The 22,578-nt window shown below is 73.7% G+C and carries 25 protein-coding genes and 1 pseudogene; 11 read left to right on the forward strand and 15 right to left on the reverse strand.

Annotation, left to right across the window (positions count from 1 at the left end; translation table 11 throughout):
* Window positions 1-421 (forward strand): lycopene cyclase family protein (locus DLJ59_RS27380; RefSeq protein ID WP_244236265.1); only part of this gene is annotated, 421 nt, incomplete at its 5' end.
* A 109-nt stretch (window positions 422-530) separates the two neighbouring features.
* Window positions 531-1,004: a ribonuclease HI gene (rnhA, locus tag DLJ59_RS27385; protein ID WP_124775915.1), complete on the forward strand. Its 474-nt coding sequence runs from the start codon at window positions 531-533 to the stop codon at window positions 1,002-1,004.
* Window positions 1,005-1,011: 7 nt separating this feature from the next.
* Here rnhA and DLJ59_RS27390 read toward each other — a convergent pair whose 3' ends face one another.
* Together DLJ59_RS27390 and DLJ59_RS27395 are read right to left on the reverse strand one after the other, a co-directional pair.
* Window positions 1,012-1,248 carry a preprotein translocase YidC gene (locus DLJ59_RS27390; protein ID WP_124775917.1) on the reverse strand — a complete coding sequence of 79 codons (237 nt, stop codon included), beginning with the start codon at window positions 1,246-1,248 and terminating at the stop codon, window positions 1,012-1,014.
* A gap of 72 nt (window positions 1,249-1,320) precedes the next feature.
* The gene (locus DLJ59_RS27395) at window positions 1,321-2,202 is read right to left on the reverse strand and encodes a pentapeptide repeat-containing protein (protein WP_124775919.1); all 882 of its coding nucleotides are present in this window, start codon (window positions 2,200-2,202) and stop codon (window positions 1,321-1,323) included.
* A gap of 166 nt (window positions 2,203-2,368) precedes the next feature.
* On the opposite strand from DLJ59_RS27395, the gene DLJ59_RS27400 reads away from it, so the two are divergent.
* Window positions 2,369-2,971: an MBL fold metallo-hydrolase gene (locus DLJ59_RS27400; RefSeq protein ID WP_124775921.1), complete on the forward strand. Its 603-nt coding sequence runs from the start codon at window positions 2,369-2,371 to the stop codon at window positions 2,969-2,971.
* Between the two features lie 9 nt (window positions 2,972-2,980).
* On the opposite strand, the gene DLJ59_RS27405 is transcribed toward DLJ59_RS27400, so the two are convergent.
* Both DLJ59_RS27405 and DLJ59_RS27410 read right to left on the reverse strand, forming a co-directional pair.
* Window positions 2,981-3,688, reverse strand: coding sequence for a B3/B4 domain-containing protein (locus DLJ59_RS27405; protein WP_124775923.1), 708 nt, complete (start codon window positions 3,686-3,688; stop codon window positions 2,981-2,983).
* A gap of 7 nt (window positions 3,689-3,695) precedes the next feature.
* Window positions 3,696-4,307 carry a LysE family translocator gene (locus DLJ59_RS27410; RefSeq protein WP_124775925.1) on the reverse strand — a complete coding sequence of 204 codons (612 nt, stop codon included), beginning with the start codon at window positions 4,305-4,307 and terminating at the stop codon, window positions 3,696-3,698.
* Window positions 4,308-4,368: 61 nt separating this feature from the next.
* Here DLJ59_RS27410 and pdxR point away from each other — a divergent pair, with 61 nt between their 5' ends.
* Both pdxR and DLJ59_RS27420 read left to right on the forward strand, forming a co-directional pair.
* Window positions 4,369-5,841, forward strand: a complete 1,473-nt coding sequence (gene pdxR / locus DLJ59_RS27415) for a MocR-like pyridoxine biosynthesis transcription factor PdxR (RefSeq protein WP_124775927.1) — start codon at window positions 4,369-4,371, stop codon at window positions 5,839-5,841.
* A gap of 43 nt (window positions 5,842-5,884) precedes the next feature.
* On the forward strand, window positions 5,885-6,595 hold the full coding sequence (locus DLJ59_RS27420; protein WP_124775929.1) for a helix-turn-helix domain-containing protein: 711 nt from the start codon (window positions 5,885-5,887) through the stop codon (window positions 6,593-6,595).
* Here DLJ59_RS27420 and DLJ59_RS27425 read toward each other — a convergent pair.
* The 8 genes from DLJ59_RS27425 to DLJ59_RS27460 all read right to left on the reverse strand — a co-directional run bounded on the left by DLJ59_RS27425 (window position 6,577) and on the right by DLJ59_RS27460 (window position 16,566).
* Window positions 6,577-7,155, reverse strand: coding sequence for a dihydrofolate reductase family protein (locus DLJ59_RS27425; protein WP_124775931.1), 579 nt, complete (start codon window positions 7,153-7,155; stop codon window positions 6,577-6,579). The genes DLJ59_RS27420 and DLJ59_RS27425 overlap by 19 nt on opposite strands.
* Window positions 7,156-7,248: 93 nt before the next feature.
* Complete coding sequence (locus DLJ59_RS27430) at window positions 7,249-8,670, reverse strand: DUF6297 family protein (protein WP_124775933.1); 1,422 nt, start codon at window positions 8,668-8,670, stop codon at window positions 7,249-7,251.
* Window positions 8,667-9,290, reverse strand: a complete 624-nt coding sequence (locus tag DLJ59_RS27435; protein ID WP_124775935.1) for an ABC transporter ATP-binding protein — start codon at window positions 9,288-9,290, stop codon at window positions 8,667-8,669. Before DLJ59_RS27435 ends, DLJ59_RS27430 begins: the two co-directional genes overlap by 4 nt.
* A 170-nt stretch (window positions 9,291-9,460) precedes the next feature.
* The gene (locus tag DLJ59_RS27440) at window positions 9,461-11,830 is read right to left on the reverse strand and encodes a tetratricopeptide repeat protein (RefSeq protein WP_124775937.1); all 2,370 of its coding nucleotides are present in this window, start codon (window positions 11,828-11,830) and stop codon (window positions 9,461-9,463) included.
* Complete coding sequence (locus DLJ59_RS27445) at window positions 11,827-13,593, reverse strand: ABC transporter permease (protein ID WP_124775939.1); 1,767 nt, start codon at window positions 13,591-13,593, stop codon at window positions 11,827-11,829. The genes DLJ59_RS27440 and DLJ59_RS27445 overlap by 4 nt, the downstream gene beginning before the upstream one ends.
* Window positions 13,590-14,867, reverse strand: a complete 1,278-nt coding sequence (locus DLJ59_RS27450) for a type 2 periplasmic-binding domain-containing protein (protein ID WP_124775940.1) — start codon at window positions 14,865-14,867, stop codon at window positions 13,590-13,592. The genes DLJ59_RS27445 and DLJ59_RS27450 overlap by 4 nt, the downstream gene beginning before the upstream one ends.
* Window positions 14,864-15,496, reverse strand: a complete 633-nt coding sequence (locus tag DLJ59_RS27455; protein WP_158630916.1) for an ATP-binding cassette domain-containing protein — start codon at window positions 15,494-15,496, stop codon at window positions 14,864-14,866. Before DLJ59_RS27455 ends, DLJ59_RS27450 begins: the two co-directional genes overlap by 4 nt.
* A gap of 92 nt (window positions 15,497-15,588) precedes the next feature.
* Complete coding sequence (locus tag DLJ59_RS27460; protein ID WP_124775942.1) at window positions 15,589-16,566, reverse strand: helix-turn-helix transcriptional regulator; 978 nt, start codon at window positions 16,564-16,566, stop codon at window positions 15,589-15,591.
* A 44-nt stretch (window positions 16,567-16,610) separates the two neighbouring features.
* Here DLJ59_RS27460 and DLJ59_RS27465 point away from each other — a divergent pair, with 44 nt between their 5' ends.
* Together DLJ59_RS27465 and DLJ59_RS27470 are read left to right on the forward strand one after the other, a co-directional pair.
* A complete protein-coding gene (locus DLJ59_RS27465) occupies window positions 16,611-17,090 on the forward strand; it encodes a hypothetical protein (protein ID WP_124775943.1) in 480 nt (159 codons plus the stop codon).
* Window positions 17,090-17,551: a hypothetical protein gene (locus DLJ59_RS27470; RefSeq protein WP_124775945.1), complete on the forward strand. Its 462-nt coding sequence runs from the start codon at window positions 17,090-17,092 to the stop codon at window positions 17,549-17,551. The genes DLJ59_RS27465 and DLJ59_RS27470 overlap by 1 nt, the downstream gene beginning before the upstream one ends.
* Before the next feature lie 22 nt (window positions 17,552-17,573).
* Here the strand turns inward: DLJ59_RS27470 and DLJ59_RS27475 are convergent, their stop codons facing one another.
* Window positions 17,574-18,737, reverse strand: a complete 1,164-nt coding sequence (locus DLJ59_RS27475; protein WP_244236266.1) for a low temperature requirement protein A — start codon at window positions 18,735-18,737, stop codon at window positions 17,574-17,576.
* Window positions 18,738-18,774: 37 nt separating this feature from the next.
* Window positions 18,775-19,194 carry a hypothetical protein gene (locus DLJ59_RS27480; protein WP_124775947.1) on the reverse strand — a complete coding sequence of 140 codons (420 nt, stop codon included), beginning with the start codon at window positions 19,192-19,194 and terminating at the stop codon, window positions 18,775-18,777.
* 186 nt (window positions 19,195-19,380) lie between these two features.
* Between DLJ59_RS27480 and DLJ59_RS27485 the strand changes: the two genes are divergently transcribed.
* On the forward strand, window positions 19,381-20,469 hold the full coding sequence (locus DLJ59_RS27485) for an S-(hydroxymethyl)mycothiol dehydrogenase (RefSeq protein ID WP_124775949.1): 1,089 nt from the start codon (window positions 19,381-19,383) through the stop codon (window positions 20,467-20,469).
* Window positions 20,466-21,095, forward strand: coding sequence for an MBL fold metallo-hydrolase (locus tag DLJ59_RS27490; protein WP_124775951.1), 630 nt, complete (start codon window positions 20,466-20,468; stop codon window positions 21,093-21,095). The genes DLJ59_RS27485 and DLJ59_RS27490 overlap by 4 nt, the downstream gene beginning before the upstream one ends.
* Window positions 21,096-21,207: 112 nt before the next feature.
* Here DLJ59_RS27490 and DLJ59_RS27495 read toward each other — a convergent pair whose 3' ends face one another.
* Window positions 21,208-21,486 (reverse strand): SAM-dependent methyltransferase, encoded by a 279-nt coding sequence (locus tag DLJ59_RS27495; protein ID WP_124775953.1) that lies wholly within the window; start codon window positions 21,484-21,486, stop codon window positions 21,208-21,210.
* 55 nt (window positions 21,487-21,541) lie between these two features.
* On the opposite strand from DLJ59_RS27495, the gene DLJ59_RS27500 reads away from it, so the two are divergent.
* Both DLJ59_RS27500 and DLJ59_RS27505 read left to right on the forward strand, forming a co-directional pair.
* A complete protein-coding gene (locus DLJ59_RS27500) occupies window positions 21,542-21,706 on the forward strand; it encodes a hypothetical protein (RefSeq protein ID WP_244236267.1) in 165 nt (54 codons plus the stop codon).
* Window positions 21,707-21,791: 85 nt separating this feature from the next.
* Window positions 21,792-22,544, forward strand: a pseudogene (locus tag DLJ59_RS27505) (DUF3626 domain-containing protein); the annotation flags it as partial.
* Window positions 22,545-22,578 lie beyond the last annotated feature (34 nt).

Below are 22,578 nucleotides of genomic sequence, written 5' to 3' on the forward strand. Positions count from 1 at the left end.
CCCCTCCACCGGCTTCACCTTCTCCGCCATGTACCGCCAGGCCGACCAGGTGGCCCGTGCCCTCGCGGCGGGCCGGCCGCCGGTGCCGCAGGCTGCGTACCCGCGCCGGCACCGCTGGATGGACGCGGTGGCGCTGCGGGCGCTGGACCGGGGTGGGGTGGGCGGCCCCGAGTTCTTCGACCGGCTCTTCGACCGCAACCCGGCCGAGCGGGTGCTGCGCTTCCTCGACGGTCGGACCACCCCGGCCGAGGAGATCGCGATCATGAATTCGACCCGGCTGATGCCAATGATCGCCGCGACCGCCGGTGACGCCGTACACCGGGTCCGCGACCGGCTGCGCCCCACCCGGCCCGCGCCGGCCATCCCACCGGCGGTGGTGGGCGATGCGTTGGGCGCGGGTGGAGCACCGCGTCCGACCTGACCGGCGTCGTCTCCCGCGCCGCCTGCGACGGGGTACGGTGCGGCGCCGACGCTCGGCGCGCCGCCCCCGAGCGGGGAGGACGACGTCCGCGCCCGGTAGGTTGCCTTGCATGGTGGACGCGGCGGCCGGCAGGGGCGTGCAGATCTGGACCGACGGGGCGTGCAGTGGCAACCCCGGGCCGGGTGGTTGGGGCGCGCTGCTGCGCTACGGCGATCACGAGCGGGAGTTGTGCGGCGGTGAGGCCACGCCCACCACCAACAACCGGATGGAGCTGATGGCGGCCATCCAGGCGTTGGAGAGCCTGAACCGGCCGGTCACCGTGGAGCTGCACACCGACAGCACGTACGTGCGCAACGGCATCACCAGTTGGCTGGCGTCGTGGAAGCGCAACGGTTGGCGGACCGCCGCGAAGCAGCCGGTGAAGAACGCCGACCTGTGGCAGCGACTGGAGGCGGCCTGCGAACGGCACGAGGTCACCTGGCTGTGGGTCAAGGGGCACAACGGGCACCCGGAGAACGAGCGGGCCGACGGGCTCGCCAACAAGGGCATGACCAAGGCACGGGCCGCGCTGACCAGCCGCTGAGCCTGGGTCAGCGGGTCGCGTCGGGGTGCCCCGGCATGGTGGAGCCACCACCGCTGCTGCCGGACGAACCACCGGCGACGCCCGAGTTGTCGGGCTCGGTCACGATGTCCGGTGCGACGTCGGTGTCCGCCGGTGCGGGAACCTCGGTGTCCGCCTCGACCTGCGCCAGCGGCACCTGCCCGACCTCGCCCTCGCTGTGCTGCGGGTCGCCCGGCTGCTTACCTTGGCGATTTCGGTAGCCCACGCCGTGCCTCCCGTCGATGCCGGTCCGCGTCGGCGCTGGCTACCCGGCGTCGTCCCGGCCGAAACCTCGCGCTCAGCGGCGGCGGCCCCGCCGGGCGGGGGACCGGGCCGGCTGGCGGACCGGGGTGAGCGGCAGCGCCGTCCAGTGCGCCGGCCGGGTGAGGGTCTGCGGCAGCCGGGTGCCCAGGTCGCCCCGGGCGGCGTCCAGCTGGGTCTGGTGCAGGAAGAGGGTGTGCCGCAGGTCCGCGCCCCGCAGGTCGGTCCCGCGTAGGTCCGCGCCGGTGACGTCGGCCAGGCCGAGGTCCGCTGCGCGCAGGTCGGCGCCGATGAGCACCGCCCCGCGCAGGTTGGCCCGGCGCAGGTCGACGCGGCGCAGGTCCGCCCCGAGCAGGTGCGCGCCCCGGCGGTCGACGCCACCGGGGGCGCGGGCCGCCTCGCTGGCCTGGGACAGCAGCGGGTTGACCCGGCCCCGGTGGTCGGCGACGTCCACCGCGCGAAGTTGCGCGGGGTCACCCTCGGTGAGCTTCAGCGTCTCGGTGCGGGCCCGTTCCAGCTCGGCGCGCAGGTCGGCCGGCGGGCGCAGCGCCACCGCCTCGGTGAGGTACCAGAGCAGTTCGTGCAGCGGTCGCAGCACCGCGAACGCCTCCGCCATCGCCGGCAGCGTCTCCGGCGCGTCCCGCCAGTCCCGCCCGCCGAAGGTCACCTGGGCGACCTGCTGCCCGGCGCCGAAGCAGTCGAACACCGTGCAGCCGGGAAAACCGCGTTGCCGCAGCTCGGTGTGGATGCCGCAGCGGTGGTCGGTGCCTAGGTTGGGGCAGGGCGAGCCGGCCGGCTTGTCGATGGCGAAGTCCGTCGACGCGGCGAACGCGGGTACCACGCAGCACAGCCCGAAGCAGCGTCCGCAGTCGGCGCGCAGCTGCGCCGCCCCGGACGGCGGTGCGGTGCGGTGCGACACGCCGGCGGTCCTCCTGACGATCAGGGTGGGCCACCATTGTTTCCTGTGCCGAGCCGACCGGGCCGGTCGGGGTCACCGTGTGTGCGTGTCGCCGGCCGCCCCGGGGCAAGCGTCACCGCGCGCGCTTCCCCGACGCGGAGTCCGTCGATGGCGTACCGTCGCCGGGATGCGAATCACCCGGTTCACCCACGCCTGCGTCCGCGTCGAACATGACGGCGGGGTGCTGGTGATCGACCCGGGGACGTGGAGCGAGCCACACGCCCTGGTCGGCGCGGACGCCGTCCTGGTCACCCACGAACACACCGACCACGTGGACGTGTTGCGGCTCGCCGGTCTCGGTGTCCCCGTGTACGCCCCGGAGGGTGCCCGCCTGCCGGATCTCGCCCCGCTGCCGGTGACCCGCGTCCGCGCGGGGCAGCGGTTCACCGCGGCCGGCATCACGGTCAGCGCCCACGGCGGCCGGCATGCCGCCATCCACGAGGGGCAGCCCGACTGCCCGAACCTCGGCTACCTGATCGCTGACGAGCTCTACCACCCGGGCGACGCGCTGCACGTGCCGGACGAGCCGGTGCGCACCCTGCTCGTCCCGGCCCAGGGGTCCTGGCTGCGCCTCGACGAGGCGATCCGATTCGCCGCCGCAGTGGGCGCGGCGGCGGCGTACCCGATCCACGACGCGCAGCTCAACGAACGCGGCCTGGCCAGCGTCGCCGGCTGGTTCACCGAGACGATCCCCGGCTACCGTCACCTGGTGCCCGGCGACACCGCCTGACCCCTGCCGTCATCCGGGTTCGGGGGTGCGGAAACGGGGCGCGGCGGCGGTGAGTACCGCAGTGGCCGTCGGGGCGGACCACCCCTCGGTCAGCTCGGTCACCAGGGTGGCGACCAGCCGGGTCACGGCCGGCTCGGCACCCGGGTGCAGCGCCTCGGCGACGATCAGCACCGACGAGGTGCCCGCCCGCACTGCCGACCAGCCGCTCTGCCGGTTCGTCCACCGCCGGGCGTGCGCGCGCCCGGCGGAGTCGACGAAGGTCACCTCGCCCGGCTCGGGATGCTCGGTGTCGCCCGCGAAGCTCAGGTACGCCTCGTCGCCGCGTGCCGGCCGGACCACCAGGTCGCCGTCGACCCGGTCCAGGTCGAGCGCGGCGACCGGGATGGCGTACGCGGCCGAGATGGCGTTGCAGAGGTCGACCAGCGGGTGCACCCGGGGCAGTTCGCCGTCCAGGCGCAGCCGGCGCAGCAGCGCCTCGGCGGCGCACCGGTACTTGGTGGGCCGCAGCCCCATCGCCGCGTACGCCCGCCGCCAGGCCTGGATCTCCGGAAACCCACTCTCGGCCCCGTCGGCGGTCAACCGCCGTCGGGCCTCGGTCAGATAGTCGGCCGTGCGTCCCGCCTCGTCGGCGGTGGCGGTGATTCCGGAGGCCAGCACCACCCCGGCGACCAGATCGGGGTACGCGTCGCGTAGCTGTGACGAATGGTGAAACTGCACTGTGGTCCTATCGTTCGGTGAGGGCGAGGGCCACGCCGAGCGCGACGAACGTGCCGGCGGCGGATCGGCGCAGCCAGTCGGTGACCCGGGGTCGGGTCAGCACCCGGTCGCGTACCCGGGCCGCGAAGATGCCGTAGCCGCTGAACACCACGAAGGTGAGCAGCATGAACACCGCGCCGCAGCCGAGCATCGCCCGGGTCGAGCCCGGTGCCGTGGTGTCCACGAACTGCGGCAGGAACGCGACGAAGAACATCGTCGGCTTCGGGTTGAGCAGGTTGACCAGCACCCCGGAGATGATCACCCGGATCGCCGAGCGGGGTGGGGCGTCGGTCGTCACCGCGAAGGCGTCGCGATCACGCGCGATGGACCAGGCCAGGTAGAGCAGGTAGCCGACGCCGAGGTAGCGGACTGTCTCGAACGCCGCGGCGCTGGTCTGCATCAGCGCGGCCAGCCCGGTCATCGCGGCCGACAGGTGCGGCACCGTCCCCAGCGTGCAGGCGAGCGCGGCCAGCACCCCGGCCCGAGCACCCCGTGACAGCCCGGCGGAGAGCGTGAAGATCACCCCGGTGCCGGGGGTGACCACCACGATCAGCGTGGTGATCAGGAACGGGATGCTCACGTCGTCCTCCGGCGGAGTTGGCAGGTCTGGCTCCCGCTCACTCTGCTGCCACAATGGTCCGATGGGCAGAGCCAAACCAACGGCGTCTGACAGGTCCATACCGGCCGGGTCCGACTTCCTGCACCTGACCATCACCGACGCCGCGCCGGGCGGGCGCGCCGACTGGCTGACCGACCGGCTGCGGCAGGCCATCGCCGAGGGTCGGGTGCCGGTCGGGGACCGGCTGCCCCCCACCCGGGTGCTCGCCGCCGACCTCGGCGTCTCCCGGGGCGTGGTCACCGAGGCGTACCAGCGCCTCACCGAGGAGGGGCACGTCGCCGGTCGGGGTCGCGCCGGCACTGTCGTCGTCGCCGCGCCGGCCGCGGCCACCCCCACCCCCGCCCCGGCCGCCGCGCCGGTCGCGACCTTCCCGCCGGCACCGGGCACCGACATCTTCGAAGCGGTACGCGCGGCGCCCGCGACCATCGACCTGGCGCCCGGCGTACCCGACCTGGCCGCCTTTCCCCGCGCCGACTGGCTGCGCGCCGAACGGACCGTGCTGCGCCGCCTCGCCGCGGCCGACTTCGGCTACGGCGACCCCTGCGGCGCGCCCGCGCTGCGACAGGCCGTCGCCGCCTGGTTGGCCCGCAACCGCGGTATCGGCGTCGACCCCGCCGAGGTGATCATCGTGGCCGGCGTCTCGCAGGCGCTCGGGCTGCTCGCCCAGGCACTCACCGCTGCCGGCGTCCACCGGATCGCGGTCGAGGACCCGGGCTCGCTCGGCGTGCGGCAGCACCTGAACAACTGGGGGGTGGACACCCCGCCGATCACTGTCGACGACGCCGGACTGCGGGTCGACGAGTTGGCCGTCAGTGGCGTACCGGCCGTGATGCTCACCCCCGCGCACCAGTTCCCGACCGGCGTGGTGCTCGATGGTGACCGCCGCCGCCAACTCGTCGCCTGGGCACGGGCCGGGGGTCTGATCGTCGAGGACGACTACGACGCCGAGCACCGCTACGACCGTCCGCCGGTGCCGGCGCTGCGGGGTCTGCTGCCCGAGCAGGTCTGCTACGCCGGCAGCGTCTCCAAACTGCTCGCCCCCGCCCTGCGCACCGGCTGGCTGCTCGTGCCGTCGCGACTGCGCGAGGCGGTGGTGGCCGCCAAGCGCAAGGCCGACCTGGGTAACGCCGTGCTACCGCAACTCGTGCTCGCGGAGCTGATGACCTCCGGCGCCTTCGAACGGCACCTGCGGCTGCTGCGCCGCCGACACATCCGCCGGCGGGACGCCATGATCGCCGCGCTGGCCCGCGCGTTGCCATCGGCGACTGTGCACGGCGCCGCCGCCGGTCTGCACCTGATGATCACGCTGGACGACGCCGTGGTCGACACCGAGTTGGCGGCGGCGACGATGGCACGCGGGGTGAAGGTGCAACCGCTGTCCTGGCACTGCCAACGGCCCTACCGACCGGGTCTCGTGCTCGGCTACGCGGCCCGTACGCCGACCGAGATCGAGGACGGCGTCGCCACGATCGCCGCCGCCCTCCGCTCCGGCTAGGACCGTCCGATCCACCGTGCTCGCCGGGCGTTATCCTTCGCCGGTGGGACTGCGATTCGAGACGCGCGGGTCCGACTCGCCCTGGGTCGACACCGTGTGGACCTGCACGAGCGAGCGGGTCACTGCGATGACGTCCGTCGCAGGGGTGCGGTGGGGCCTGGTGTTCTGGGAGCAGGCTGGCCGGACGCACGCGAGCATCACCGGCCCCGAGACCCGGACCGGCACGGCGCCGATGCCGGAGGGCGCGACCTTCACCGGCATCGAGTTCGCCGTGGGCACCTCGCTGCGGGCCGTGCCCACCCCGACGCTTGTCGACGGTGGCATCGAGCTCCCCGACACCACGCGCCGGACGTTCCGGCTGGACGGCACGCGCTGGGAGACGCCCGGCCCCGACGACGCCGAGGCCCTGGTCGACGGCCTCGTCCGGGCCGGGACCGTGGTCCGGGACTCGCTCGTCGCCGAGCTGCTGCGGGGCCACCGTCCGGACGTCTCGGGGCGTACCGTCGAACGCCGGTTCCGCGCCGCGACTGGACTGACACGCGGCGCGGTCCGGCAGATCGAGCGGGCCCGTACGGCGGCGGAGCTGCTGGCTACCGGCGACCCGGCCGCCGACGTGGTCGCCAAGCTCGACTACTTCGACGAGCCTCACCTGGCCCGGGCACTGCGCTCCTACCTCGGACGCACCGTCCGGCAGCTACGCGAGGGCACCGGCGGCGCCATCGCCCTCGACCTGGATCAGCGCTTGACGTCGTAGACCACCTTGAGGATGCCGTTCGAGTAGCTCTCCGACTCTCGCAGCGTCAGCATGTGCTTGTCTCGGTCGGCCCGGCCGAACAGGCTCTTGCCGGCACCGAGTAGCACGGGGAAGACGAGCAGGTTGTACTGGTCGATCAGTCCCTCATCGGACAGCCGCCGGGCCAGTTCCGCGCTCCCGTGGATGAAGATCGCGCCGCCCTCGCACTGCTTGAGCGCGGCGACGTCCCCGGCCGACCGCAGGATCGTCGTCGGCCCCCACCCGTCGACGAGCGCGTCGTCGGACAGCGTGCTCGACACCACGTACTTGGGCAGCTCCTTGTAGCCGGCGTGGTCCTCCGAACCGGGCCAGGTCGACGCGAACGCCTCGTAGCTGCGACGGCCGAACATCAGCGCCGTCGTGTCGGTGAGCTCCTCGCCCTTCAGTGACCAGGCCTCCGGGACGAACTCGAGGTCCTTGAACACCCAACCGCCGCTGCGGTGCTCCTCACCCGGCCCGCCGCCGGGCGAGTCCACGACGCCGTCGAGCGACATGAAACCGGTGTAGACCAGATCGCGCATTGTGTGTCTCCTTGGGCTCGGATCGCGGCTGCTGGGTCCACGCTAGATCGCGGTCGCGACGCTGTCTTGGACGGAAACGACAGCCGCTCCGGGTCAGCCCAGGAACAGCTGGACGAGGACCAGCACGGCGAGCAGCGCCGGCCCGCGTGACCCCTGACGCAGCAGGTCGACCGGGACCATCCCGAACGGCGTGTTGACCGTCGCGCCGCCGTAGTTGATCGGCGGCCGGGTGCCGGCCCGGAACGCGGCGGCCACCACCCCGAGCGCCAGCATCGGTGCCAGCCAGGCCGGCCCCGGGTCGACGGTCGGCACTGTCAACAACCACCACAGGCCCGCGCCGACGGCCGGCACCACCACGTGGATCCCGCGCAGCAGGTTGTCGCTGCCGCCCAGCGCCCGGCGCAGCCCGGGTGAGCGGCTGACCGCCCGCAGACCGCCGGTCAGCCGGTCGGCGGCGAGGTACGCGAACACCACCTGCGCCGCCCCCGCCAACCCGGGCAGGGCAAGCGCGGCAGCGTACTGCACCCCGAGCAGCGCCGCCCAGATCAGCACGGCGCTCGGGTGCCGGCGCAGCCGGCGCACGTCGGCCTGGAGCAGCGCCCACCAGCCGGGTCCGGGTAGGAACCGGCTGCTGCGCACCTTGCCGATCCGGCGCCAGCGGCGGCTCTCCACCAGACCGACGAGCAGGCTCGGATCCAGCAGGATCGTGGCCGTGGCGGCGGCGTTGGCGAACTGCGCTCCGGTGGTCAGGGAGGCCCGGTCGACCCGCGGCAGCGCGCGTACCGCGAGGATCGTGCCCACCACCGCGAGGGGCACCGCGACGGCGACCAGCGCGACGGCCGGCGTCGACCCCGGCCGGGGCAGCCCGTCACCGAGGCGACCGACGAGCACCACCACGGCGGTGATCAGGGCCGCCGCCGCCATCGGCGCCGCCCCGACCACTGTCGGCCAGCGTCGCCCCGAGCGGCTGCTCTGGGCCACGACGCTGAGCGCCAACGCGGCCGCACCCCACCCCGCGCCGGCCGCAGCAGCCCAGCCCAGGGCGGCCGGTGCGCTGACCCCAGCGAGCGCCGCCACGGCCACCCCGAGCGCCGCGGTGCCAACCGCCGCGCCCACCAGCAACAGGACGAAGCGCGGCGCCAGCCACGCCCGCCGGTCGATGGGCGCGCTGGTCGCCCAGCTCTGCGTGGCCGGGGTGACCAGCAGCGGGCCGAGCGCGCGCAGGCCACGCCAGGCGAGGCCCGCGCCGGCCAGCAGCGCGGCGACCGCCAGCCACCACCGCACGCCCGGCTCCGCCTGCCCCACGGTGGGGGAATCCAGCAGGTCGCGGCTGGCGCTGATCGCGAACCAGCCGTACATGCCCACGAACAGGACGATGACGTACGCGTCACCGAGCACGTCGCCGAGGGAATGGTCGTGGTGTCGACTGCGGGCCCGGCGAAGCTGCGCCCGCACCTGCCGGGCGGTGGGCACCCCGGCCGGCGCGTCGGCGATCGTGGCCGGTGCGGCGGTCACTTGCCGATCTCGATGCGCTCGTCGACCACCGCGTCGATCAGCTCCGGGTCGTGCGAGGCCAGCAGCACTGCCGTGCCCGCCGCCCGTTCCCGGAGCAGCCGGTCGGCGAGCCACTGCCGCCCACGGACGTCCAACCGCTGCTCGGGCTCGTCCAGGATCAACACCCGGCGGGGCCGGACGAAACAGGACGCCAACGCCAACCGGCGGCGCTGCCCGCTCGACAGCGTCACCGGCAACTGGTCGCGGGCCGGCTCCAGACCCAGCTCGGCCAGCACCTCTCCGACCGGTTCGGCGTCACCCCCGTGGGCGTACGCGATCAGCTCCAGGTGCTCGACCACCGACAGGTCGGGGAAGAAATCGATGTCGTCCAGGGCCGCCGCCACCAGCGCCCGCACCTGAGGGTCGGTCTCGTCGGCCCGGCGGCCCTGCACCAGCACCTCACCCGCGTCCGGCCGGTCGGCGCCGACCACACAACGCAGCAGGGTGGTCTTCCCGCTGCCGTTGGGGCCCAGCACCACCGCGATCCGGCCCGCCGGGAGCGTGAAGCTCACATCGTCGAGCACCACCAGGTCGCCGAAGTTTCGGCTGAGTCCCCGTACCGAGAGCGCGTCCACGATCACAGAGTCTCCCAGAGCCGTGCCACCGACCAACCCGAGCGACCCACGTCACCCGGCTCTCGGCGTCGTCCTTCAGAGCCTGCTCCCTACGGACTGGCCGGCCTGCGGCGGGCCCGGACGGAACCGCAACGCCGCCGGATCGTCGCCCGGACCCCGCCTCGGCTCGGCCGCCCCTATGAAGCAGGGCCCAGTCGGGCGTCGGCGGCGGCCAACCCCTGGGCGTCGGCGACCTCCTCGGCCACCGCCGCCGCGTCCGCCCAGTGCCGCCGCGCGTCCGCCCGGTCGCCCAGCGCGGCGCAGGCGTCACCCAGGTAGAGCAGGGTGCGCGCCAGCCCGGCGGTCGGCCGGTTCTCCTCGCGCAGCCGGCGGCTCTCGGCCAGCAGCTCGTACGCCGTCCGCGCCTGCCCCGGGGTGCTGCTCAACAGCGTCGCCCCGGCGTTGAGCAGAGCCGTCGCCCGGCTGGTCGGGTCGTTGACCGACTCGTACTCGCGCAGTGCGGCCCGCCACGCCTGCGCGGCGTCCAGGTGCTCGCCGAGCGCCGCGTGCACCAGCACCAGGTTGGTCAGCGCCGCCGCGTACCCGCGCGCGTCGCCCACCGACCGGAACGTGTTGGCCGCCCGCACCAGATGGTGGTGCGCGGTGTCCGGTTCTCCCCGGGCCAGTTGGGCCGCGCCCAGACCCAGGTCGGTGAGGGCGTGCCCGGCCCGGTCCGCGCCGGAGCGGTGCCGGCGCGACATCTCCAGGTGCTCCACCGCGTCGTCGAGCTGCCCCAGGTCGAGCAGGGCCAGGCCGAGGTTCATCCGCGCCTGGGCGTTGCCGCGGCGCCCCCGCTCGTTGACCGCGAGGGTGAGCGCGGCGGCGGCCCCCTGCGGGTCGTGTCGGCGTCGACGCAGCACCCCCAGCTCGTTGTGCGCCCACCCGGCGATCTCCGGGCGGTCGTCGGCGGTCGGGGTGGCCAGCACGGTGCGGCACACCTGCTCCCACTCGTCGAGCCGCTCCGCGTACGCCAACCACCCGCACAGCGCCACGGCCAACCGGAACCACCACCGGCGGACCCGGCGGGGCAGGGTCTCCTTCGCGCCGGCCGGCACCCGCACCACCGCCAGCAGCAGCTCCTGGTGCAGGTCGAACCAGCCGTACGGGTCGTCGTCGAGCGGCAGCGACCACTCCCGGTCCCCGGCGGAGCCGAGCACCCCCAGGTTGGCCGCGTGCCGTTCCGCCCGGCGGGCCAGGTGCCGGGTCAGCCGGGCCTGCGCGGCGACCCGGGCCCGGGCCGGATCCGCGTCCCGCAGGTGCAGTCGGGCGCTGCCGGCCAGCAGGGGGCGGATCTCGTACCGGTCGCCGGACGCGCCGACCACGAACGCGGCGGCGGCCAACCGGTCGAGCAGCGCGGTCACCAGCTCGGAGTGCCGCCCGGCCAGCGCGGCGATGGTGGGCCGGTCCACCGGGGCGGGCACCAGCGACATCAGCCGGTACAACCGTCGGGCCTGGCGGGGCAACGCCTGGTACGCGATGTCCCGTTCGGTGACCAGCCGGGCCGCCGGTGAGACGGCGAGCCGCTGGTGCGGTGGCGTCTGCACCGCGCGGCGCAGCGCGTCCAGCACGTCGGAGTGCCGCCAGCCGTGCTGAGCCGTGCGGTAACCGAGGGCGCGGACGGTGCGCGGCTGTCGCCCGCACAGGTCGACGATGTCGCGTACCGCCGGGTCGGTGCGCGGGTCGGCGCGACGGACCCGCGCGGCCGGCGCGGCCCCGCCCGCCGTCGCGAACAGCTTCACCGCCTCGGACGTGCCCGGTTCGGCGATCCAGTGCGCGACGACGCCCTCCAGACCGACCAGCGCCGGACCGCCGGCGAGCAGCAGGCGGCAGGTACGCGCGGTCGGCGGCAACAGCGGGCGGACCTGGTCGGGACGATCGACGTTGTCCAGCACCAGCAGGATCTTGCGACCGTCGAGCTGACCGCGGAGCGCGTCTGCGGCGGCGGCGAGCGCGTCCGGCCGGCCGGAGGTCGGCGGGACGGTGCCCAGGATCCGGGCCAGCGCGGTGAGCACCTGCCGAGCCGAGCGGGGTCGGCCGCGCCGCCGCAGGTCGAGGTAGTACTGCCCGTCGGGGAAGTCCTCCCGACACCGGTTCGCGGCCTGCACCGCGCACGCGGAGGTGCCCACCGCGCGTCGGCCCAGGACCGCCACGGCGTGCTCTCGGGCGAGCAGATCGACCAGCGCGGCGACGTGCTCCTCGCGACCGGTGAACTCGGCCGTGTAGGGCAGGGTGGGCGCCCCGGTGGCCGGTGTGGTGAGCACCTCCGTCGGCTCGGGGCCGACCTCGCGGTCGGCCCGGCGGCGGCGCACCTCGTACACCACGTAACCCACCACGCCGCCGGCGGCCAGCACGATGGTCACCGGCCCGAGCACGCTGGCCGCCAGCTCGGAGAGGAGATTGCCGGCCAGGTTGCTGGCCACGTTGGCGAGGATGCTGCCGACCACTCCGCCGATCGCGATCAGCGCCGGCCAGCGCGAGCCACCCCGCGCACCACCCGGCCCGGTCACCGGACACCCCCGGAGACCAGCCCGGCGACCAGGTGCCGCCGGGAGAGGACCACGAGCACCACCGGCAGCACCGAGGCGAGCACCGAACTGGCGGCCAACGCGCCACTGTTGCTCACGAAGCCGCGGGTCTGCTCGGCCAGGAACGGCCCGAGCGGCGACGCCCCCGGCCCACCGAACAGGCGTCCCACCACCAGGTCGTTCCAGACCTGGACGAACTCCAGCACGGAGACCGCCACCACCGCCGACAGGTTGTGCCGGGCCAACCGGCGCAGCGTGTGCCACCACCGGCGCCCGCCCAGCCGGGCGTCGCGGACCTGCTCGACCGGCAGGTCGGCGAACGCGTTGCGCAGCACCAGCACCGCGAACGGCACACCCAGCGCGATGTGCACCAGGGCCAGACCCTGAGCCGTGCCGGAGGAGAGCACCAGGCCCAGCACCTCGTTGACCGGCCCGGCGATGACCTGGATCGGCACCACACTGGCGGCCAGCAGCAGCAGCCCGGTGGCCTGCGCGGCCGGCCCGGTCAACCAGGCCAACGGGTACGCGGCCAGCAACGCGACCACCAGCACCGTGGCGGTCACCGCGGTGGCCAGCAGCAGGGTGAAGCCCAGCGTGCGCCACAGCTCCGTGCCGGTGACCAGGTCGCGGTAGGACTCACCGTTCGGTGGCGCGGACCACCAGCCGCGCGCGGCGGCGTCCACCCGGCCGTGCGCCGACGTGGCGACCAGCACCGCCAGCGGCACCAGCCAGGCGATCGCGGCACCCGCCGCGAGCAGTCGGAACACCCGCCGGGGCGGGGCGGCCGGAGCGGGCTCCGGTGCCGCCTCGACGCGGGGCGGGGGCCAGGCCTGCCGGACGAAGAGCGCGGCCACCATGATTCCGCCGATGACCGCCACCAGCCACACCACGCCGAGCGCGGCACCGTCGCCGGTGGTGGTGCCCCCGGACGTCTGCCAGATCCGCAGGGCGAGCACCGACGCCTCGTCGCGGACCGAACCGGGGGTCATCACCAGGATGAGATCGAACGTACGGCTGGTGCCGACCGCCACCAACGCGAAGACCACAGCGGTGGTCCGCAGCAGCAGTGGCCGCCACTGCGCGTCCCACAGCACATGGCGACGCGCACCGCCGTAGGCGCGGACCGCGTCGGCGAGACTCGGCGGCACCGCGTCCAGGGCGGACCGGAAGACCAGCACCGCCAATCCGACCCAGGCCCAGACGAACGCCGACATCAACGCGACGGTGACCATCCCCGGCCCGAGCAACTGCGGCGCGTCCTCGACCGAGCGGCCGGTCAGTCGGGTCGCGACCAGGGTGGCCGACCCTCGGCTCGGGTCCGGGTCGTACATCAGTCGGAAGGTGACCCCGGTGACGACCAGCGGCAACGCCACCGGCACCAGGAGGATCAACCGGACCAGGCCGCCCTCCTGAGAGCGGCGGGACGCGGCGGCGAGCAGATAGCCCAGGGCCGTCACCACCGCCGGCACCAGCAGGGCCCAGAGGACCGTCCGGCCGACCACCGCGCCGGTGCCCGGGGCGGCGAGGGCGGTCCGGAAGTGCGCCGCGCCCACCCAGTGGCCGTCGGTGGTGACGCTGGCATGCATGGTCCGCAGCACCGGCCACAGCACCAGCCCGCCGAGCAGCACCGCGGCCGGCAGCAGCAGGGCCGACGTCGCTCCCGCCGCCGGATACGCCCGACCCCGCCGGGCCGGCCCGACATCGTCGAGGACCGCCAACTCGCCGAGGACCCGCACCTGGCTCATCGGCCGCCCCCCGCGCTGCGGGCCGCCGCGGCGAGCAGACCGGTGACCCGACGGATCGCCTCGCTGGCGCGGACCCCGTCGGTGACGTCGGCGAAGAAGCCCTGCATGATCCGCCAGATGCCGACCCCGTCCGAGCCGGTGAACGCGCCGGGCAACTGGTCGGAGAGGTCGAAACGAAGGGTGCCGGGCGCCCGCATCTCCATGGCCAGTCGCTGGCCGACGCCGTCCCGGTAACTGCCGATCGTGACATTGGTGTTGGGCGAGAGATAGCCGCCGGCGCGCAGCCACGGCTGGAACGAGTCGGCCCTGGTGAGCCACTCGACCAACTCGACCCCGCCCCGGGCGTCGGCGAACGCCACGGCCGCGTCCCCGCCGACGATCAGTGGGCCGCCGCCCGGCTGGGTGCCCGGGAACCGGAACGTGACCGGCGCCTCCGAGCCGCGCCGGAACGGGTTGGCGACGTCGGCGGTGAAGTCGGCCCCGACGAGCATCACCGCCCGCCGGGTGTGCACCACCTGGATCACCGACTCCTCGTACTGCGTGAGCAGGGCGCGACGGCCGCCGCCGACGAACGCCCCGTTGATGCTCCAGAGCCCGGCGAGCCGGTCCAGCGCCTCGCGCACCGGTCTGCCCTGCCAGTCGGCGTCCGGGCGGGCGAGGGCGTTGTAGCTCTCCGGCGCCACGTCGGCCAGGACGTTCTCGAACCAGTCGGTCAGCACCCAGCCGTCCGCGGCGCCGATGGCCAGGGGCGCCGGCCCGCCGTCGCGCCGGGCGAGCGCGGCGAGCTCCTGGGTACGCCGGACCAGCGCGTCCCAGTCGACCGGCTGCACGGGCAGCATCGAGGGCAGATGCCAGACCAGCGACTTGTGCGCCGCCTTGACCCAGACGCCGTAGCGCTGGCCCTCGGCCGTCAGCAGCTCGCCCAGCTCGGCGGGTACGGCGTACCCGGTGGACGCACGCACCGGGCTCAGCCAGCCGCGTTCGGCGTACTCGGTGACCAGGCCGGGACGCGGCAGGATCGCCACGTCCGGGCTGGTGCCGGCGAGGTGTCGGGCACGCAGGAACGCGTCGATGTCGTTGCCGGCGCTGACCACCTGCACGGGGGCGGGGTAGCCGGCGACGACCTCACGGAACCGGTCCAGTTCGCTGGTGCTCCAGACCACCGCGACCTGCACCGAGCGGGTCCCGCCGGAGCAGCCGGCGGCCAGCGCGGTGGCGCCCGCGGCGGCGGCGCGCAGCAGCGTACGACGACGCGCTCGGACGGCCGGCCTCATCGGGGTGCCTCGCTCGGCTCGGTGACCAGGTCGTGTCGCACCGGAATCTCGGCCAGGGTGGCCGGGTCGGCGGTGCAGACCAGCACCGCCACCCCGGGCGCGTCCGGTGGGGAGAGCCGAGGCACCAGGTCACCGAGGCGGCTGTCGCCCGCCGAACCGGCTGGCAGGTCGACCACGAGCACCTCGGGCAGGCACGCTGCCGCTCGGGCGAGCGCCACCCGGAACCGTTGGGCGGCGGAGATCTGGTGCGGCAGCAGGGTGAGGGAGAGCGCCAACTCCAGCCGGTCGACCACGGTGGCCGTCCAGTCGTTGGCCACCTCGTGCACCCGTTCGCGTTTGCGTTGGCCGTACTCGATGTTGCGGCGCACGGTCAGCTGCGGCAGCAGCGCGCCACCGGCGGGCACGTAGCCGATCTGCCGGCGGGGCGGCGGTAGGCCGGTGACGTCCCGGTCTCCGACGAGGATGCGACCGGTCACCGGCGGGGCGAGCCCGGCCAGCACCCGGGCGACCGCGGTGCCGAACCGGGGCGGCGCGACCAGGGCGGCGAGCGTGCCGGCGGGAACGTCGAGGGTCACCGGCCCGGTGCCGGGGACGGCGACCAGTGCGCGTAGCCGTAGCGTGACCCTCACCTCCGGTGACCGTTGATGACCGTCCCAGGGTGGCACATCGTGCCGACAACCGAGGCCCCCGACCCTTCCACTGTGGAACGGGTCGGCCCTGATCAGGCGGGCGAGTAGAGCGCGGCGAGCCCGGCCGCGGTGGCGGCGAGCCGTTCGCGCAGCGCCACCGGGGTCAGCACCTCGACGTCGGCGCCGAGGCGCAGCAGTTCACCGTGGGCATGGGTGAGTGACTCGATCGGCAGCACGGCGCTCACCCAGCCCCGCGCGTCCGGTGGCCCGGCGCTGGTGTCCATCGCGGTCACCACCGGATCGCTGCCGATCTCGCGCAGCCGCTCCCGCCCGGCGGGGGAGAGCCGGACGTGGGCCTCGTCGCGGTGCAGCCGGGCCCGGAACTGCACCACGTGCGCCCGCCACCAGGCCGGCAGGTCGAAGTCGGCGGGTCGGTCGAACTCCTGCGCCAGCGGGGTGAGCGCGAGGATCTGGTTGACCCGGTAGGTGGCCGGTGCGCCCCGGCCGGGCTGGGCGGCCACCACGTACCACCGGCCGCCCTTGAGGACCAGGCCGTACGGCTCCAGGACCCGGGTCACCTCGCCGTTCCAGCCGCGGTAGCGCACCTCGACGCGGTGCTGCCGCCAGACCGCCTCGGCCGTGCGGGCCAACTCGGGGGAGGCGTCACCGTCGGCGTACCACCCGGGGGTGTCCAGGTGGAAGCGTTGTTGCAGTCGGGTCGCCCGGTCGCGCAGCGGCGCGGGGAGCGCGGCGTGCAGCTTGAGTTGCAGCGCCGCCACCACGTCGCCGTAGCCCAACTCGTCGGCCGGGCCGGGCAGCCCGGCGAGGAACAGTCGGTCGGCCTCCTCGGCGGTCAGCCCGGTGAGGCGGGTCCGCCAGCCGTCGACCAGTTGGTAGCCGCCGGCGTGCCCGGCCTCGCCGTAGAGCGGGATGCCGGCGGCGTGCAGCGACTCGACGTCCCGGTAGATGGTGCGGGGGGAGACGGCCAGCCGCCCGGCGAGCTGCGTGGCGGTCAATCGTCCGTGCGACTGCAGCAGCAGCAGGACGGAGAGAAGTCGACTGGCTCGCACTTCACTGACACTAGCTGTCAGGGGACCGGTCGTACCGTCCCGGCATGGCTTTTCGCGACAAGGATCTGAGAACACCGGGACCGATCACGGTGGACGGTCGCCAGCTCAAGCGGTACCACATAGACCAGCCGGAACGGCCGCTCGAACCGGAGGTGGAGAAGGCCGCGTACGACCTGCTGCCCGCCATGCTGGCCGACGTCGCGGACGACGGCACCCCCGCCGCCGGGTGGGTGGTGCTGCACCGGGGCGCGGACACCGGCGCCTACCTGCTGGTGTACACCTGGGTGTGGGACAACGCGGTGGAGATCCGCGTCGCGGCGGCCGGGCAACCGGCACTGGACTGTCCGGACCAGGACCCCACATACTTCGTCGAGCTGCGCCGGCCCGCGGTGGGCTGCGTCTGGGAGCTGGCGGTGCTGGAACACGAACGGGCCGCCTGGGTCCGGCACATGCTCCTGCCGGAGAGTCCGAATCTGACCAATTATCTGCGTGACACGCGAGCGGAAGGGCCGGTGGGCCGCTGATGGGCGACTTCGACTTCTTTGTGGGCACCTGGAACGTCGTCAACCGGAGGCTGCGCAAGCGGCTGGTCGGCTCCGACGAGTGGGAGGAGTTCCCGGGGGTGTCGGTGGCGCACGGCTTCTTCGCCGGCGGCGGTCACTTCGACGAGATCACGTTCCCGACCAAGGGCTCCGCTGGCGCCACGATCCGGATCTTCGACCCGGCCCGCGAAGAGTGGTCGATCTACTGGATGAGCAGTGACACCGGGGTGCTGGGGCTGCCGCCGATGGTCGGTCGCTTCGTCGACGGGGTCGGCCACTTCTACGCCGACGACCAGCACGAGGGGCGTCCGGTGCGGTGCCGGTTCATCTGGTCGGACATCAGCGCGACCACCGCCCGCTGGGAGCAGGCGTTCTCGGTCGACGGCGAGCAGACCTGGGAGACCAACTGGATCATGATCTTCACCCGGGCGTCGGAGGACTAAGCTCCCGGTGGCGTGACCGCGGTCAGGCCGGGTCGGCCACCGCCGCGGTCCGCCCCACGTCGTGGCGGCGAAACAACACGGTGATCGCCACGAGAGCGACCAGCAGCGCGGCGAGCACGTACACCGGGGCGGGGCCCAGTGGCGTGAGCAGTGCCAACAGGGCGACGACCGGGAAGGCGACCACCACCGTCCCGTGCTGCTGCCGGCGTACGTGCAGCACCCAGATCGTGAGCAGGAAGACGGCGATCGGAACGGCCACCGCGTACCCGACGGTCCGCTCCGAGATGTGCGCGAGGTGCCGTTCGTAGTCCACCGCCACACCCAGGCCCGCGCCGACCCCGGCGATCGCCGCGAAGATCAAATAATGGCCGTAACCCCAGACCAGGGAGTACGGCAGCCGGTCGGGTGCCTCGTTGTGCCGGTCGAAGTAGAGCCACCAGAGCGCGAACACGATGACCGCGCCCGACGCCGCGAGCCACCAGAGGTCGTGTTCCCCGGCGTCGAGCCCGTCCTGAATCGCCAACGAGACGGCCGCCACCGCCTCACCGAGCACGATCAGGGTGAACAGCCCGTACCGCTCGGTGATGTGTGCCGGGTGCCAGGGGGTCATGCCGGGGCGTTCGGCCACCGCCGGCACCAGCACGTCGGCGAGCGCCAGCAGCACGAACGACGCGAGCCCCCACTCAAGGGGCAGCAACAGGCGCAGCAGCCACCCGATCTGCACCAGCGTCACCCCGATCGCGTAGCGGCGCGCCGCCGCACGGTGCGCGGGGTCGCCGACCGCCGCCCGGCTCCAGTGCGCCACGGCGGCCAGTCGCATCACCACGTACCCGTAGGTGATGACGGTGAAGTCGTTGTCGGCGAAGGCACGTGGCACACCGGCCGCCAGGATCAACGCCCCGAGGATCAGCACCAGGGTGGTGATCCGGAAGACGTCGTCGTCGGTGTCGTAGGCCGAGGCGAACCAGGTGAAGTTCATCCACGACCACCAGATCGCGAAGAACACCATCACGTAGCCGGTGACCGCGTGGGCGAGGCGACCCTCGGCCAGGAAGTGGTGCAGGCTGGTGGCGGCCTGCGCCACGGCCACCACGAAGCAGAGGTCGAAGAACAGTTCCAGCGGGGTGGCCGCGCGGTGCGGCTCATCGCGACGATGTGGCCGCATCGGCCGGTAGAACGGCCGCACGGACCGAGGCTGAGTCACCGCAGTGCCTCAGGCCGCCTCAGCGGCGCCGACGGCCGTGAGTCAACCCCTCGAACACCAGGGTCAGCCCCGCGCCGACCAACCAGACGTCCTTGGCGAGCCCCGAACCCTGCTGGGTCGGTCGGATGCTGCCCTGTTCACGCATCCCCGGCGTCTTCAGGTACAGCTGCACCAGGCCCGTGCCGAACGCGGTCAGGCCGAGCCCGACCAGGGGCGCCGGGACGAACGGCGCGATGAGCGCGGCCCCCAGGGCGATCTCCGAGTACGACAGCAGTTTGGCGAAGCGCGCCGGCTCCAGCTGACCGAGCTGAGGCATGGCGGCGACTGCCATCCCGTGCATGCCCTCCGCCGCGCCGCCTTCCAGGTTGCGCTTGCTCAGACCCGAGTTGATGAAGTACGCGCCGATGGTGAGCCGAAGCGGCAGGTGGGCGAATTTCATTGGTCACTCCCGTTGGCCGTTGTCGAATGCGGCCCGCGTACCCCGGACCGCCCGCGATAACCCGCCGGGCCGGCTGGGCAGGCTGTGGTGGTCGCGGTAGGTTCGCCGGGGGCCCAGCGCCGAGCCCGTGGCACACCCGCCCACCCCGGCACCCGGCCCTGCCGCAGACCATCAGCAGGAGGCGAAGTGAGCCAGGAAGTCCGGGGAGTCATCTCCCGCAGCAAGGGCGCGCCGGTCGAGGTCACCACCATCGTGGTGCCCGATCCGGGGCCCGGTGAGGCGATCGTCCGGATTCAGTCGTGCGGTGTCTGCCATACCGACCTGCACTATCGCGAGGGTGGCATCAACGACGACTACCCGTTCCTGCTCGGTCACGAGGCGGCGGGCATCGTGGAGCAGGTCGGCGAGGGCGTCACCGACGTCGCCCCGGGCGATTTCGTGGTGCTCAACTGGCGGGCGGTCTGCGGGGTCTGCCGCGCCTGCCGGCGGGGTCGCCCCTGGTACTGCTTCAACACCCACAACGCCACCCAGCGGATGACCCTCACCGACGGCACCGAACTCGCCCCGGCGCTGGGCATTGGTGCGTTCGCCGAGAAGACCCTGGTGCACGCGGGGCAGTGCACCAAGGTGGACCCGGCGGCCCGACCCGCCGCCGTGGGTCTGCTCGGGTGTGGGGTGATGGCCGGGCTCGGTGCGGCGATGAACACCGGAAACGTCAGCCGGGGCGACTCGGTCGCGGTGATCGGTTGCGGTGGCGTCGGGGACGCGGCGGTGGCCGGTGCGGTCCTCGCCGGCGCCACCACGATCGTTGCCGTGGACACCGACAGCCGCAAGCTCGACTGGGCCCGCCAGTTCGGCGCGACGCACACCGTGAACGCGTCCGAGACGGACCCGGTTGAGGCGATCCGTGCCGCCACCGGCGGCTTCGGCGCCGACGTGGTGATCGACGCGGTGGGCCGACCCGAGACGTGGAAGCAGGCGTTCTACGCGCGCGACCTGGCCGGCACTGTGGTGCTGGTCGGCGTACCGACCCCGCAGATGCAGGTCGAGCTGCCGCTGTTGGACGTCTTCGGGCGTGGCGGCGCCCTCAAGTCCAGTTGGTACGGCGACTGTCTGCCCAGCCGCGACTTCCCGATGCTCACCGAGCTGTACCTGCAGGGGCGACTCGACCTCGACGCGTTCGTCACCGAGGAGATCGCTCTCGACCAGGTCGAGAACGCCTTCGACCGGATGCACCACGGCGACGTGCTCCGCTCGGTGGTGGTGTTCCCGTGACCGCCCGGGTCGACCACGCGGTCACCTCGGGCACGTTCTCGCTGGACGGGCAGACGTTCGACGTGGACAACAACGTGTGGGTGATCGGTGACGACCGCGAGTGCGTCGTCCTGGACGCACCGCACGACGTGGCGGCGATCCTCGCGCTGGTGGGCGACCGGCAGGTCCGGGCGATCCTGGCCACCCACGGCCACGACGATCATGTCCGGGCGGCTCCCGAGCTGGCCGAGGCCACGGGCGCGCCGGTGCTGCTGCACGCCGCGGACCGGGTCCTCTGGGACATGGTCCACCCGCACCTGCCGCCCCACGGCGAGCTGCACGACGGGCAGAGCATCGAGGTGGGCGGCACCACGCTGCGGGTGTTGCACACTCCTGGGCACAGCCCCGGTGCGTGCAGCTTCCACGCGCCGGAGTTGGGCGCGGTGTTCACCGGCGACACGCTCTTCGCCGGTGGTCCGGGCGCGACGGGCCGCTCGTACAGCGACTTCGACACCATCGTCCGGTCGATCCGTACCCGCCTGCTGACCCTTCCGGCGGAGACGGTCGTGCACACCGGTCACGGCGACGACACGACGATCGGCGCGGAGGCGCCGCAGCTGCAGGAATGGTTGGACCGCGGCCACTGACTCCCGCGGGGCGTCCTGCTCGGGCCGGCGTGTCGGCCTGCTGACGTGTTGGTGGGTGGTCGACGGGCTCAGCGTTCGTCGGCCGCGCCCAGCACCGGTTTGACGTCCAGGATCAGGGTGCCGTCGAGGGGGTCTCCGGCCGGGTCTCGTCGCCGCGCGGGTGCACCGCCAGCACGTCGCGTCGGGCGCGGTCCAACCAGGTGAGCACCAGCAGCTCCGCGCCGACCCGCAGGTCACGCAGGGCCCGCTCGACCTGCGGATCGAAGACCAGCCACGCCGTCGGCGCGCCCTCGTCGCCCTGCCGTGGCGCGCTCGCCGCGTCGGTCAGCGAGGAGGCGACCCGGCTGACCGGGTGCAGCGGGTACGCGTCATAGCTCCCAGCCTCGACCATCCTCGCTCCCTCCTGGACGGTCCCAACCTAACCCGCCCCGCCTATGATTCCGCTCATGGCCGCCGACCTGCCCGCCCCCGTCGTCCGTCAGCTGCGCCTCGTGGTGGAGGCCGCCGACCACGAGGCCGCCGTGGCGTTCTTCCGGGACGCGCTGGGCCTGCCGGAGGAGGCGGCGTTCAGCGGCGAGTGCCGGGACGCGGGACGCGGAGCCCGACGGTGACGGCGACAGCTGAGCCGGGAAGCTTCCGGGCCGCCACTCTCACCCCGGCGCAAGAAGCGGCCCTGGCCGATCCGGGGTCAGGCCGGCTGATCGCCCGGTGTACGGCGGATTGAACCTGCTCCACCACGCCGACGGCGCCTGCCCTCGATTCGGCTCCTGCCACCTGCGGCTACGTCCGGCGGTGCTGACCCGGGCGACCTTCTGCCTCGGTGACAGCCACCTCGGTCCCCGGGTGGTGGGCACCGCCGACGCCTTCGAGCCGGTGCTCGCCGGGCTCCTGACCGACATGGCCGCCACCGGTGCGTGCCTGGGACGTGCCGGAACGGACGTCGGCACCCTCGCCCGGACGTTACGGAACGGGCCACCTGCGCCGTTCATGGTCGGCCGTGCGCTCGACGACTACGTGGAGGCCCAGATCCACGGCACCCTGGACCTCGCGCGTGACGTCGAGGAACTGGTGGTGGACCCGTCCTTCGCCGGCACCCCGACCGGCGCGACGCTGGAATCGATCGCCCGGCGGCACGGTTTCCCGCTGCGGTGGCACCCAGGCTTCGCGCTGGCCGTCGACCGGGTCGACGCCGAGTTCCGAGGCCCGGCGATCCCGGTGCTGGCGGCGCGACTGCACCGCGAGTTCGCCCGACCGGGCGACCCGGTGGACGCGGCGCTGATCGGCCGGGGTGCGGTGTCGGTGGTCACCGAGCCGGAGCGGTGGGCGGACCGGGGACCGACGGTCGAGACACTCCAGCACCTCAAACAGCTCTGGCACGTTCTCGTCCGGTACGGCGAGCCGCCCGGCAACGTCACCCACCGTGCTGGCCTGGACGCCCACTCACGGTAACCACAAACGGCCAGCCCTCCGCCCCCCATCACGT

The sequence above is a fragment of the Micromonospora inaquosa genome (assembly GCF_003857055.1).
GTDB lineage: Bacteria > Actinomycetota > Actinomycetes > Mycobacteriales > Micromonosporaceae > Micromonospora > Micromonospora inaquosa.